Below are 13,042 nucleotides of genomic sequence, written 5' to 3'. Positions count from 1 at the left end.
CCGCCGAGGGTGCGCGTCAGAGCAGGCTCCCGGCGCCCCAGATGTCGCTCATGTAGCCGCGGATCGTGCGGTCGGACGAGAACCAGCCCGAGCGCGCGGTGTTGAGCGCGGCCATGCGGGCCCAGCCCTGGGTGTCGGCGAAGGCCTTGTCGACCTCGCGCTGCGCGCGCCAGTAGTCGGTGAAGTCCGAGCACACGAGGAAGTAGTCGGCGCCCTGAAGGTTGCCGGTGATGTTGTGGTAGCGGTCGGGCTCGCCGGGCGAGAAACGGCCCGAGTGGATGAGATCGAGCGCCGCGGCGAGGCGCGGATCGGCCTCGATCGCCTTCTTCGCGTGGTCCTCGACCTCGCGCCGCTCCATGACCTCCTCGGCGGTCATGCCGAAGAGGAAGAAGTTCTCGGCGCCGACGTGCTGGCGGATCTCGACGTTTGCACCGTCGAGCGTGCCGACCGTGGGCGCGCCGTTGAGGGCGAACTTCATGTTGCCCGTGCCCGAGGCCTCCTTGCCGGCGGTCGAGATCTGTTCCGACAGGTCCGAGGCCGGAATCAGCCGCTCGGCCAGCGAGACGTTGTAGTTCGGCAGGAAGACGACCTTGAGATACTTGTTGGTCACGGGGTCGTTGTTGATGACCGCCGCCACGTCGTTGATCAGCCGGATGATGTCCTTGGCGAAGAAGTAGCCCGGGGCCGCCTTGCCGCCGAAGATCTTGAGGCGCGGCGTCCAGTCCAGCTCGGGGTGCTCGCGGATCTCCTGCCAGTGGGCGATGGCCTCGAGGATGTTGAGGTGCTGGCGCTTGTACTCGTGCATGCGCTTGATCTGCACGTCGAAGAGCATGTCGGGGTCGACGTGCAGGTCGTAGGTCTGCGCCATCCAGTTCGACAGCTCGGCCTTGTTGTCGCGCTTGACCGCGGTGTAGCGGTCGAGCCAGGCGGCGTCCTGCACGTGCGGTTCGAGCTTTTCCAGCTGTTCGAGGTCATCGACCCAGCCCTCGCCGATGGCCTCGGTGATGAGGCCGGCCAGGCGCGGGTTGCAGGCCAGCAGCCAGCGGCGCGGGGTGACGCCGTTGGTCTGGTTGACGATGCGGTCCGGGTGCAGGTGGTGCAGTTCCTCGAACACGGTGGTCTTCATCAGCTCGGTGTGCAGAGCCGAGACGCCGTTGACCTTGTGCGCCATGGCGAACGAGAGCTGACCCATCTTGACCTGGTGGTCGGAGCGCATCGACTGGGTGCGCGAGGGGTTCTGCTCGGCATGGGTGGCGTCGATGCGGTCGATGATCTGGATGTGCCGCGGCAGGAGCTGGCCGAAGAGCGACTCGTCCCAGCTTTCCAGCGCCTCGGGCAGCAGGGTGTGGTTGGTGTAGCTCAGGCAGCCGCGCGCGATCTCCATCGCCTCCTCGAAGGGAACATGGCGTTCGTCGTGCAGGATGCGCACCAGCTCGGGCCCGGCGATGGCCGGGTGGGTGTCGTTGAGCTGGATCGCAACCTTTTCAGGCAGTTGCCGGACGTCCTTGAACTGATTGTCGAAGCGCCGGATGATGTCGCAGAGCGCCGCGCGGGTCAGGAAGAACTCCTGCTTGAGGCGCAGCTCCTTGCCCTGCTGGGTGGTGTCATCGGGATAGAGCACGCGGGAGATGGTGCGCGCCAGCGCCTCCGGCGCCGCGGCGCGGGTGTAGTCGCCGTGGTTGAAGGCGTCGAGGTCGAAAGGATGGATCGCGCGGCCCGACCAGAGGCGCAGGGTGTTGGCCCAGCGGCCCTTCCAGCCGACGACGGGGGTGTCGAAGGCCTCGGCCTCGACCTCTTCGGCGGGGTGCCAGCGGGTCACGCCGTCGCGGGTGTCGACATGGCCGCCGAAGCCGATGCGGTAACGGACCTCGGGGCGCTCGAACTCCCAGGCGTGGCGCTGGCTGAGCCAGAGCTCGGGGTGTTCGATCTGGCGGCCCTGCACGAACTGCTGACGGAAGAGGCCGTGCTCGTAACGGATGCCGTAGCCGTGCGCGGGGCAGCCGACGGTCGAGAGGCTTTCCATGAAGCAGGCGGCGAGACGGCCGAGGCCGCCGTTGCCGAGCGCCGCGTCGGGCTCGTCCGCGAGCACCAGCCCGAGGTCGCGCTCCATTTCGTCCATGACGGCGCGTGCCTCGTCCAGCAGCTCGAGGTTGACGATGCCGTCCTCGAGCAGGCGGCCGATGAGGTATTCCATCGACAGGTAGTAGACGCGCTTCGCGCCGGTCTCGTAGGTGCGGGCGGTGGCCTTGAACCATGCGTCGACGACGCGGTCGCGGACGGCATAGCTGAGTGCCATGCGCCAGTCCTCGAGGATGGCGTGTTCGGGGTCCTTGCCGATCGAATAGATCAGATGCCGCAGGACGGAGTCGCGTAGGGGCGGGGTCTGGATCATGCTCGGTCTCGCTTGAATGGGAAGGCCGGCGCCCGGGATCGGGGCGGCGCTGTTATCGGTATGAATAGCCCGGGGGGCAGAAAGGCAAGGTTAAGGCCCGCCTAGTGCCGCATTTCCAGCTGTTCGGTCAGGTGCGATGCACATCCCGTAAGCGCGGCGTAGTCGTCGGTCACGAGGCTGACGGGGAACTGGCCCATGAACTCCGAGAACCGGCCCTTGTCGGCAAAGGCCTCGGCAAAGCCGCAGTCCAGGAGATAGGGCCCGAAGTGCCGGGCCACGCCGCCGATCAGGTAGATGCCGCCGAAGGGCAGGGTGATGAGCGCAAGGTTGCCGCAGACCCGGCCGAGGATGCGCGTGAAGATCGCCACTGCCTCGCGGGCGAGCGGGTCGTCTCCGGCCTCCATCGAGGCCATGATCTCGGCGGCGGGTTTCGGCGTGCCCTGCCGGCGGTCGGCGCAGAGCCAGGCGTAGACCCGCTCGAAGCCGCGGCCCGAAAGCACGTCCTCGACGCCCGGGGTGCCGTGCCTGGCCGCAATGTGGCGCATGAGGCTGAGCTCTTCCTCGGTCTGGACGGGCAGGGTGATGTGGCCCGACTCGCCCGGCGGCACCAGCGTGCGGCCGTCGAGGCGGAAGACCGGGGCCGCGTTCATGCCGGTGCCGACGCCGATGACCAGCCGCGCGGCCTGCTCGCTGGCGGGGGTGCCCGGCAGAAGCTCGGTCAGGCAGTCGGGGGCGATGCGCCCCAGCGCGTGGCCCTGGGCCTGCAGGTCGTTGAGCACGGCGACCGTCCCGGCGCCGGTGGCCTCCTGCACGGTCTCGCGGTCGATGTGCCAGTCGATGTTGGTGAGCTTGCCCGCGCCGTCGCGCACGGGGCCGGCGACGGCCACGCAGGCGGCCTGCGGCGCGATGCCGGTCTCCTCGACATAGTGATGCAGCACGGCGCCGAGGCCCGCGTAATCGGCGTTGCGGTAGCGCCGGACGGTGGCCGCGTCGAGCTGGCCGTCGCGGCTCTGGGCCACGCGGGTGTTGGTGCCGCCGATGTCGGCCAGCACCGCGGTGATCGCAGCGGCGGTCATGGGCTACCCTTTCAATGCGTCTGCCAGCGCGTGGTAGGAGGCCTTGGGCGTCCGCGCAAGCGTGTCGAAGTCCACGTGCACCAGCCCGAAGCGCTTGTCGTAGCCGAAGGACCACTCGTAGTTGTCGAGCAGCGACCAGACGAAATAGCCCTTCGCGGGCACGCCCTCCTCGATCGCGCGCTGCACGGCGTCGAGGTGCTGGTCGATGTAGTCGGTGCGGTGGCTGTCGTCGATCTCTCCCGCGACGATGTCGTCGTGGCCGGCCATGCCGTTCTCGGTGACGTAGAGGGGCAGGTCGCCGGTGTACTCCTTGGCTGTGCGGGTCAGGAAACGGTAGAGACCCTCGGGGTAGATCTCCCAGTCCATGTAGGTCTTGGCGAGGACGCCCTCGACCTCGCGCAGGGCGGGCCAGGGGCCGGGGCCGGGCGCGATGAGCTTGCGCGTGTAGTAGTTGATCCCGCACCAGTCGAGCTTCTGCGTGATGGTGGGGAAATCGTCCTGCCAGCCCGCCGGCATGTGCGGCAAGAGCCCCTCGAGCACGTTCTCGGGGTATGCGCCCTTGAAGACGCCGCCCATGAACCAGCGGTTGTAGATCCCGTCGTAGAGTGCGGCCTTGCGATGCGCAGCCTCGCTGTCGTCGGCGGGCTCGGACCATTCCATGTTGAAGACGCCGCCGAGGTTGTCCATGCCCAGCCCGCGCATGACCTCGATCGAGCGGCCGTGGGCGAGCAGCACGTGGTGCATGGCGCGCGCGGTGGCGCGGATGTCGCGCAGGCCCGGGGCCTGTCCGCCCAGGAAATGCGAGAGCCAGGCCACGCACCAGGGCTCGTTGATCGGGGCGACGGAATGCATCCGGTCGCCGATGCGGCGCATGATGATCTCGGTGAAATCGGCGAACCAGCCGGCCACGTCGCGGTTGCGCCAGCCGCCGAGGTCGTTGAGCGCCGAGGGCATTTCCCAGTGGTAGAGCGTCGCGCAGGGCTTGAGCCCGCGTTCGAGCATGGCGTCGGTCAGCCGGTCGTAGAAGTCGAGCCCCTCCTGGTTCACCGCGCCGCGGCCCTCGGGCAGCACGCGGGCCCAGGAGGTGGAGAACCGGTAGGCGTCGAAGCCCGCGCCGGCGACGAGGTCGAGGTCCTCCTCGTAGCGGTGCAGGTGGTCGCAGGCGAGATCGCCGTTCTCGGCCCGCACGACGTTGCCGGGGGTCTCGGCGAAGTCGTCCCAGTGCGTGCGGCCGGCGCCCCCCTGGGCGTGGCCCTCGATCTGGTAGCTCGAGGTGGCGGTGCCGAAGAGGAAGTCCTGCGGGAAGTCCGTGCGGCGGTGGTGCATGGGAATGGGATGCCTTTCCTATCGCGGTGCGGGGCCGGTCGAGGCCCCGATGATCAGTTGCGCCTCGAGCAGCGCGGTTTCGGGCGTCTCTCTCGGCTCGGCGATGAGACGCAGAAGCATGTCGGCGGCGCGGCGCCCGGCCTCGCGCACGGAGGAGCGCAGCGCGGTGAACATCGGCAGATCGGGACCGTTGCGCAGGTAGCTGAGGTCGTCGTCGTGGGTGATGACCGACACGTCGCGCCCCATTTCGAGCCCGGCCTCGTGGATGGCGCGGCGCACGCCGATGGCCGAGATGACCGAGGAGGTGAGAAAGGCCGTCGGCGGGTTCTCCAACGCCAGCATGCGCGCGGCGTCGGCGTAGCCGTTGGGTTCGGTCATTTCCTGCCCGGTCATGAGCGCGGGGTCGGCGGCGAGCCCGCGCGCCGTCAGCGCGTCCTCGTAGCCGTGGCGGCGGCGGAAGGCGAAGTCCATCGTCTCGAGCCCGTTCACCAGCGCGATGCGGCGGTGGCCGAAATCCAGCAGGAACTCGGTCGCGCGGCGGAAGGAGCGGGCGTTGTTCACGTCGACCCAGGAATAGGGCTCGTCGACCTCCGAGGCGCGGCCATGCACCACGAAGGGCAGGCCCAGCCGGCGGAGGAAGGGGATTCGGCCGTCGCGCATCTTGGGGCCGTGCACGATGATGCCGTCGACATTGCCCTTGGACTTGAGCCGGCGGTAGTTGTCGGCCTCGTCGTCGTCATTGGTCATCGACAGCGTGAGGTCGTAGCCGGCGGCGAGGTAGGCCTCGGAGGCGCCGGCGATGAAGTCGCCGAAGACGGGGTTCACCATCTCGTGCTGCGTCGAGATCGGAATCACGTGGCCGATGGCCATGGCACGCCCGGTCGCCAGCCCTTTGGCGCGCGCGTTCGGCGCGTAGTCGAGCGCCTGCGCGGCGTCGAGCACGCGCTTGCGCGTGGCTTCGCTGACCTCCGGGTAGCCGTTGAGAGCGCGGCTGACCGTGGTCTGCGAGATGCCGAGATGCTGTGCCAGCTGCTTGAGGTTCATCGGGGCGTCCAAAGCGCTTCGGGTCCGAGCAGCCTAACGCTAAAAGATAGCCGTGGTGAAGACCTTTTCCAGAGCGCTGTCAAAAGCTGCAGCGCAGCATTTTTTCCAGTTGTTTTCTTGGCGGGAGCGGATTGACAGCGCCAATGAAACGCGGGACGCTTCCGTATCTTCAAAGCGCTTTGGGGTGACTCGCCCCGGGCGGCGAACGCGCGGGCCTGTACCCGCGGCATTTCGGGAGGACGTTCTTCATGATGCGACAGACTGGTAGACGCCACATTCTTTGCGGCGCGGCCGTGATTGCCCTGGTGGCCGGGGCCGCGCAGGCCCAGGACATGCCCTTCCCGGTGGGTGAGGGCGGGTTCCACTGGGACAGCTACACGGCCTTCGCGGACTCGACCGACTTCAGCGGTGAGACGGTGTCGATCACCGGCCCCTGGACCGGCAACGAGAAGGAGAAGGTGGACATCGTCTTCGACTATTTCGAAGAGGCCACCGGCGCGACGGTCAACTACTCGGGCTCGGACAGCTTCGAGCAGGACATCGTGATCTCGACCCGCGCGGGCACCGCGCCCAACCTCGCGGTCTTCCCGCAGCCCGGCCTCGCGGCCGACCTCGCGAGCCAGGGCTATCTGCACGGCGCTGCCGGACGAGACCGGGGACTGGGTCTCCGAGAACTTCGCCGCCGGCGACAGCTGGGTGGACCTCGCGACCTACGAGGGGCCCGAGGGCGACGAGAACCTCTACGGCCTGTTCTACCGCGTCGACCTGAAATCGCTGGTCTGGTACTCGCCCATCGCCTTCGACGAGATGGGCTACGAGATCCCCGAGAGCATGGAAGAGCTCAAGGAGCTGACCGAGCAGATCGTCGATGACGGCGGCACCCCCTGGTGCATCGGTCTGGGGTCGGGCGCGGCGACGGGCTGGCCCGGCGACCGACTGGGTCGAGGATCTGATGCTGCGACTGCACGAGCCCTCGGTCTACGACCAGTGGGTGACCAACGAGATCCCCTTCGACGATCCGGCGGTGATCGAGGCGATCGAGGAGTTCGGCTGGTTCGTGCGCAACGACGACTTCGTCTCGGGCGGCGCGGAATCCGCGGCGACGACCGACTTCCGCGACAGCCCCTCGGGCCTCTTCACCGTGCCGCCGGAGTGCTACATGCACCGCCAGGCGAGCTTCATCCCGGCCTTCTTCCCGGAGGACGCGGAACTGGGCGACAACGTCGACTTCTTCTACATGCCCGCGATCGAGGACAACGACCTGGGCCGCCCGGTGCTGGGCGCGGGGACGCTCTTCTCGATCACCGAGCCCTCCGAGGCCACGACGGCGATGCTGGAATTCCTCAAGCTGCCGATCGCGCATGAACTCTGGATGGCGCAGGACGGCTTCCTGACGGCGCATGCGGGCGTGAACCCCGATGTCTACAAGACCGACTCGCAGCGCGCGATGGGCGAGATCCTGGCCGATGCCACGACCTTCCGCTTCGATGCCTCGGACCTGATGCCCTCGGAGATCGGTGCCGGCGCCTTCTGGACCGGCATGGTCGACTACGTGACCGGGTCCTCGGCCGAAGAGGTCGCGGCGACGATCCAGCAGCGCTGGGACTCGATCCAGTAACGGCCCCGGGCCGACATCACGGGCCCCTCGCGCCGACGGCGCGCGGGGCCGCCACAGGGACGAGCGTGAGGAGGACGCAGCCATGTCACCGATCCTGCAGGGCATCCTGACCATCATCATCGGGGTCGGCGGCTGCGTGGGCTACTTCTACCTCTCGAACGCGGTGCTGGACCGGATCATCTTTCCCGCCCGCGACGATGACCAGGGCCGCAACATCGCCCTCGCCACGGCCGTCCGGCCCTGGCTTTTCCTGCTGCCCGCGATGCTCGCGCTGGGGCTCTACCTCGTCTACCCGGTGGTCGGCAGTTTCATCCGCTCTCTCTACAACCGCTCCGGGCAGGAGTTCATCGGGCTCGACAACTACCTGCAGATGTTCTCGGAAGAGGGCTTCCGGGTGGCACTCTTCAACAACTTCCTCTGGATCCTCTTCGTGCCAGCCGCCGCGACCTTCTTCGGTCTGCTGGTGGCGCAGCTCACGGACCGGCTGAGCTGGGGCAGCATCGCCAAGTCGCTGATCTTCATGCCCATGGCGATCAGCTTCGTCGGCGCCTCGCTGATCTGGAAGTTCGTCTACGCCAACGACCCCGACATCGGCATCATCAACGCCATCCGCGACTACTTCGGGGCCGATCCCATCGACCCGATGCAGATCCCGTTCTGGAACAACTTCTTCATCATGATCATCATGGTCTGGATGCAGACCGGCTTCGCCATGGTGATCCTCTCGGCGGCGCTGCGGGGCATCCCCGAGGAGACGGTCGAGGCCGCGATCATCGACGGCGCCAACCCGTTCCAGATCTTCTTCAAGATCAAGGTGCCGCAGATCGCGGGCACCATCGTGGTGGTCTGGACGACGATCACCTTCCTGACCCTCAAGATCTTCGACATCGTCTACACGATGACCGGGGGCAACTTCGACACCGAGATCCTGCCCAGCTACATGATGGACTACATGTTCCGCGACGACGGGCGCGCCACGGCGGTGGCCTTCGTCATCATGCTGATCGTGACGCCGGTGATGATCTACAACATCCGCCAGGCAAAGCGGGAGGCGTGAGATGGACAATATCGCAGGGCAGAAATCCTCGCTGAGCATCGTCACCCACATCGCGGTACTGGCGCTCGTGCTGATCTGGCTGATCCCCACGGTGGGGCTTCTGGTCTCGTCCTTCCGGGACCGCGAGCAGATCTCGGAAACCGGCTGGTGGGCGGCCATGTTCCCGGTCGAGGCCGCGGTGCGCGTGCGGCCCGGGATCGACGGCGCCACGACGGACGGCGACTACGGCGTGCTGACGGGCAACCTCTTCGAGGGCGGCTCGGGCAGCGTCTCGGGCTTCGGCCTGATCGGGCGCGATCCGGGCGTGGCCGCGCCGGGGCAGACCTATGCCTGGTACGAGGTCGAGGTCACCGACGAGGATGGCGAGCTGGACGACGAGCGCGTCGAGATTGCCTATCCCGCCGACGGCGAGCCGGAGTTTCCCGAGGCGACCGAGGACGGGTTGCCGATCACGCCCGGCAGCGCGGTGCTGCAGCGCTCGCTCACTGTCGCCGAGAATGGCGATTTTACCTACGTCGACGAGGGCGAGATATCCCGCGCGCCCTCGATCTACATCGTGACCGAGCAGCCGCCCGATTTCGGGCTGCAGAACTACGAGCAGATCCTGACCTCGGACGGGATGGACCGGGCCTTCATCAACACGCTGACGGTGACGGTGCCCGCGACGGTGATCCCCATCCTGATCGCGGCCTTCGCGGCCTATGCGCTGGCCTGGATGGAGTTTCCCGGCCGCGGCTGGCTGGTGGCGGCCGTGGTGGGCCTGCTGGTGGTGCCGTTGCAGCTTGCGCTGGTGCCGATGCTGAAGCTGCACGAGACCATCGGGATCGGGCAGAGCTTCCTCGGCATATGGATGGCACACACCGGCTTCGGCCTGCCGCTCGCGGTCTACCTGCTGCGCAACTACATGATCGGCCTGCCGCGCGACATCATCGAGAGCGCCAAGGTCGACGGCGCGACCGACTTCCAGGTCTTCACCAAGATCGTGTTGCCGCTGTCCTTCCCGGCGCTGGCGAGCTTTGCCATCTTCCAGTTCCTCTGGACCTGGAACGACCTGCTGGTGGCCAAGGTCTTCCTGCCCGCGAACTCGGAAAGCTGGGTGATGACCGTGAAGATCGCCGACGACCTGCTGGGCTCGCGCGGGGGCGATTGGGGCATCCTCGCGGCGGCGGCTTTCGTGTCGATCGCGGTGCCGCTCATCGTGTTCTTCGCGATGCAGAAATACCTCGTGCGCGGCCTGCTGGCCGGCTCGGTGAAGTAAACCAAGAGGCAGAATGACCGAACAACAGCCAATCGAAGAGGGCGCGCCCGTGAAGAACGACAAGGACTGGTGGCGCGGCGCGGTGATCTATCAGGTTTACCCGCGCAGCTTCCAGGACAGCAACGGAGACGGCATCGGCGACCTGCTGGGCATTGCCCAGCGGCTGCCGCATATCGCCTCACTGGGGGTCGACGCGGTCTGGATCTCGCCCTTCTTCCGCTCGCCGATGAAGGATTTCGGCTACGACGTCAGCGACTACTGCGACGTGGACCCGATGTTCGGGAGCCTCGCGGACTTCGACGTGCTGATCGAGACGGCGCACATGCTGGGGCTGCGGGTGCTGATCGACCTCGTGATGTCGCACAGCTCGGACCAGCATCCCTGGTTCGTGGAGAGCCGCAGCTCGCGCGACAATCCCCGCGCCACCTGGTACGTCTGGGCCGATGCCAAGCCCGACGGCACGCCGCCGAACAACTGGCTCTCGATCTTCGGCGGCTCCTCCTGGCAGTGGGATTCGACGCGCTGCCAGTACTACCTGCACAACTTCCTGACGTCGCAGCCGGATCTCAACTTCCACGAGCCCGAGGTGCAGGAGGCACTGCTCGAGGTGGCGCGGTTCTGGCTCGACCGGGGTGTCGACGGCTTCCGGCTGGACACGGTGAACTTCTACGTCCACGATGCGCAGCTTCGCGACAACCCGCCGCTGCCGCCCGAGGAGCGCAACCCGATCACCGCCCCGGCGGTGAACCCCTACACCTGGCAGAACCACCTCTACGACAAGACCCAGCCCGAGAACCTGGAGTTCCTCGCACGGTTGCGGACGCTGATGGACGACTACAACGCCGCCGCGGTGGGCGAGGTGGGCGAGGACCAGCGCGGGCTCGAGGTGCTGGGCGACTACACCCGCGGGGACGAGCACCTGCACATGTCCTATGCCTTCGAGCTGTTGTCGGATCATGCGCCCACCGCGCCTTACATCAAGCAGGTCATGGACGACATGGAGGAGAAGGCGCCCGGCGGCTGGGCCTGCTGGGCCTTTTCCAACCACGACGTGATGCGCCATGTCACGCGCTGGCACATCCCCGAGGCGGCGGCGCGGATGTACACGACGCTGATGATGTGCCTGCGCGGGTCGGCCTGCATCTACCAGGGCGAGGAACTGGCGCTGCCCGAGGCCGAGCTGCGCTACGAGGACCTGCAGGACCCCTACGGCAAGCTGTTCTGGCCGGCCTTCAAGGGCCGCGACGGGGCGCGCACGCCGATGGTCTGGACCCGCGAGGAGCATAACGGCGGCTTTTCCAGCGGCCTGCCCTGGCTGCCGGTCAGCCAGGATCACCTGCACCGGACCGTTGCCGAGCAGGAGGCCGACCCGGCGGCGATCCTGCACCACTACCGCCGGGCCATCGGCTTCCGCCATGCGCACAGCGCGCTCATGCAGGGCAGCATCGAGGATGTCGAAACGCATGGCACCGTGCTGAGCTTCCGGCGCCGCAACGGCAACGAGGAGCTGTTCTGCGCCTTCAACGTCAGCGCCGATCCCGCCGCCATCGAAGGGCCTGCGGGGCAGTGGCGGCAGGTCGGGGTCGAGCTGGGCTCGACCGGCAAGGCGCCGGACGGCAAGCTGCACTTCGGGCCCTGGCAGCCCGCGCTCGCGCTGAGATACAAATGAAAAGGGGAGGGGGCCCGGCATGGCCGATCTGAAACTCACGGACGTCGGCAAGACCTACGGCGGCGCGGTCGAGGTGCTCAAGCACATCGATCTCGAGATCGAGACCGGCGAACTCGTCGTCTTCGTCGGGCCCTCGGGCTGCGGCAAGTCCACGCTGCTGCGGATGATCGCCGGGCTCGAGAAGATCACCGCGGGCACGCTGGAAATCGACGGCCAGCGCGTGAACGACGTGCCGCCGGCGCAGCGCGGCATCGCGATGGTCTTCCAGTCCTACGCGCTCTACCCGCACATGACGGTGCGCGACAACATGAGCTTCGCGCTGAAGATCGCGAAGAAGTCGAAGGAGGAGATCGACGAGTCGGTGACGCGCGCGGCCAGGATGCTTCAGCTGGAGCCCTACCTCGACCGGCTGCCCAAGGCGCTCTCGGGCGGGCAGCGGCAACGGGTGGCGATCGGGCGCTCGATCGTGCGAGATCCCAAGGTCTATCTCTTCGACGAGCCGCTCTCGAACCTCGACGCCGCGCTGCGGGTGGCGACAAGGATCGAGATCGCCCAGCTCAAGGAGAAGATGCCCGACCGCACGATGATCTACGTCACCCACGATCAGGTCGAGGCGATGACGCTGGCGAGCCGGATCGTGGTGCTGGCCAACAAGGGCATCGCGCAGGTCGGCACGCCGCTGGAGCTTTACGAGACGCCCAACAGCGAGTTCGTGGCGCAGTTCATCGGCTCGCCCGCGATGAACCTCTTTCCGGGCAAGATCACGGAAACGGGCGAGCGGACGACCGTGGCGCTGGACGGCGGGGGGACGGCCGTCTCGGTTGTGCCGTCGCGCCCCGAGGACAAGGGCCGCGAGGTCAAGGTGGGCGTGCGGCCGGAGGACTTCGAGCAGACCGAGGGCGATGCGATCTATGCCGGCCGGGTCGAGATCACCGAGGCGCTTGGCGAGGTGACGCTGCTCTACTTCGAGGCCACGGGCAGCGACGAGCCGATCATCGCCAAGCTGCCGGGCATCCATCGCGAGATGCGCGGGCGGGACGTGCGGCTGGGCGCTGCGCCCGAGAAGGTGCACATCTTCGCCGAGGGACGCTCGCTGCTCTTCCGCGACTGAGGGCGTCTGATCCGGCGGGCTGCGCTGCGCGCAGGCAGGTTGGTTTGCGTACACGCAGTTCGGGGGCGCTGCCCCCGTCGCGGCGCGGCCGCGACTCCCCCGGCGTATTTTGCGGAAAGATGAAGGGACGGGCGGTCAGCGGCGCGTGTCGGGCAGGCTGTATGTCCGGCCGTCGATGGTCAGGATCTCGGCCATGAGGCGCTTCTGGCGGGCGTCGGGGACCGTGCCGCGGATCGTGACCGGGCCTCCCGGCGAGTCGAGGGCCTGCGCGGTCTCGGCGGGCAAGGGGGAGCCAAGCTCGACGGTCCAGGCGGTGTCCCGGCTGGCGAGCGTGAGCCGGCCGTCCTGCACCTCGAGAACCTCGCCGGTCAGCGTCTGGAGGCTCGAGAGATGCGCGCGGGCGCCGCCCGCGATGAGGGCGCCCGTGCAGAGGCATCCGGCGATCATTTCCCGTCTCGTGACTCGCATCCATGGCCCTCCTCTCAAGCTGC

At 67.6% G+C, this 13,042-nt stretch carries 9 protein-coding genes and 1 pseudogene; 5 read left to right on the top strand and 5 right to left on the bottom strand.

What is annotated here, in order from left to right; translation table 11 throughout:
* Nucleotides 1-16 precede the first annotated feature (16 nt).
* The 4 genes from SALMUC_RS24655 to SALMUC_RS24640 form a co-directional block, all read right to left on the bottom strand.
* The gene (locus SALMUC_RS24655) at nt 17-2,392 is read right to left on the bottom strand and encodes a glycogen/starch/alpha-glucan phosphorylase (protein ID WP_020039940.1); all 2,376 of its coding nucleotides are present in this window, start codon (nt 2,390-2,392) and stop codon (nt 17-19) included.
* Between the two features lie 101 nt (nt 2,393-2,493).
* The gene (locus tag SALMUC_RS24650; protein WP_020039941.1) at nt 2,494-3,468 is read right to left on the bottom strand and encodes a glucokinase; all 975 of its coding nucleotides are present in this window, start codon (nt 3,466-3,468) and stop codon (nt 2,494-2,496) included.
* Between the two features lie 3 nt (nt 3,469-3,471).
* Nucleotides 3,472-4,794 (bottom strand): GH1 family beta-glucosidase, encoded by a 1,323-nt coding sequence (locus tag SALMUC_RS24645; protein ID WP_020039942.1) that lies wholly within the window; start codon nt 4,792-4,794, stop codon nt 3,472-3,474.
* 18 nt (nt 4,795-4,812) lie between these two features.
* Nucleotides 4,813-5,838, bottom strand: coding sequence for a LacI family DNA-binding transcriptional regulator (locus SALMUC_RS24640; protein WP_020039943.1), 1,026 nt, complete (start codon nt 5,836-5,838; stop codon nt 4,813-4,815).
* Between the two features lie 251 nt (nt 5,839-6,089).
* On the opposite strand from SALMUC_RS24640, the pseudogene SALMUC_RS24635 reads away from it, so the two are divergent.
* From SALMUC_RS24635 to SALMUC_RS24615, 5 genes and pseudogenes are all read left to right on the top strand, one after another.
* Nucleotides 6,090-7,456, top strand: a pseudogene (locus SALMUC_RS24635) (ABC transporter substrate-binding protein).
* 82 nt (nt 7,457-7,538) lie between these two features.
* The gene (locus tag SALMUC_RS24630; protein ID WP_020039944.1) at nt 7,539-8,513 is read left to right on the top strand and encodes a carbohydrate ABC transporter permease; all 975 of its coding nucleotides are present in this window, start codon (nt 7,539-7,541) and stop codon (nt 8,511-8,513) included.
* Between the two features lies 1 nt (nt 8,514).
* Entirely contained in the window at nt 8,515-9,771 is a 1,257-nt protein-coding gene (locus SALMUC_RS24625; RefSeq protein ID WP_020039945.1) for a carbohydrate ABC transporter permease, read from the top strand.
* 13 nt (nt 9,772-9,784) lie between these two features.
* Nucleotides 9,785-11,440 carry an alpha-amylase family glycosyl hydrolase gene (locus SALMUC_RS24620; RefSeq protein ID WP_020039946.1) on the top strand — a complete coding sequence of 552 codons (1,656 nt, stop codon included), beginning with the start codon at nt 9,785-9,787 and terminating at the stop codon, nt 11,438-11,440.
* Nucleotides 11,441-11,459: 19 nt separating this feature from the next.
* Nucleotides 11,460-12,551, top strand: coding sequence for an ABC transporter ATP-binding protein (locus SALMUC_RS24615; protein ID WP_020039947.1), 1,092 nt, complete (start codon nt 11,460-11,462; stop codon nt 12,549-12,551).
* Nucleotides 12,552-12,686: 135 nt separating this feature from the next.
* Here the strand turns inward: SALMUC_RS24615 and SALMUC_RS24610 are convergent, their stop codons facing one another.
* The gene (locus SALMUC_RS24610) at nt 12,687-13,019 is read right to left on the bottom strand and encodes a hypothetical protein (RefSeq protein WP_156883644.1); all 333 of its coding nucleotides are present in this window, start codon (nt 13,017-13,019) and stop codon (nt 12,687-12,689) included.
* Nucleotides 13,020-13,042 lie beyond the last annotated feature (23 nt).

The sequence above is a fragment of the Salipiger mucosus DSM 16094 genome, from assembly GCF_000442255.1.
In the GTDB taxonomy this organism is placed as follows: Bacteria; Pseudomonadota; Alphaproteobacteria; order Rhodobacterales; family Rhodobacteraceae; genus Salipiger; species Salipiger mucosus.
This window is presented reverse-complemented; position numbering and strand designations above follow the sequence as displayed.

Excerpts from the sequence above, each read along its gene's own strand:
- SALMUC_RS24650 (WP_020039941.1), bottom strand. The coding sequence starts at position 3,468 with ATGACCGCCGCTGCGATCACCGCGGTGCTGGCCGACATCGGCGGCACC.
- SALMUC_RS24630 (WP_020039944.1), top strand. The coding sequence starts at position 7,539 with ATGTCACCGATCCTGCAGGGCATCCTGACCATCATCATCGGGGTCGGC.
- SALMUC_RS24640 (WP_020039943.1), bottom strand. The coding sequence starts at position 5,838 with ATGAACCTCAAGCAGCTGGCACAGCATCTCGGCATCTCGCAGACCACG.
- SALMUC_RS24625 (WP_020039945.1), top strand. The coding sequence starts at position 8,515 with ATGGACAATATCGCAGGGCAGAAATCCTCGCTGAGCATCGTCACCCAC.
- SALMUC_RS24655 (WP_020039940.1), bottom strand. The coding sequence starts at position 2,392 with ATGATCCAGACCCCGCCCCTACGCGACTCCGTCCTGCGGCATCTGATC.
- SALMUC_RS24620 (WP_020039946.1), top strand. The coding sequence starts at position 9,785 with ATGACCGAACAACAGCCAATCGAAGAGGGCGCGCCCGTGAAGAACGAC.
- SALMUC_RS24615 (WP_020039947.1), top strand. The coding sequence starts at position 11,460 with ATGGCCGATCTGAAACTCACGGACGTCGGCAAGACCTACGGCGGCGCG.
- SALMUC_RS24645 (WP_020039942.1), bottom strand. The coding sequence starts at position 4,794 with ATGCACCACCGCCGCACGGACTTCCCGCAGGACTTCCTCTTCGGCACC.
- SALMUC_RS24610 (WP_156883644.1), bottom strand. The coding sequence starts at position 13,019 with ATGCGAGTCACGAGACGGGAAATGATCGCCGGATGCCTCTGCACGGGC.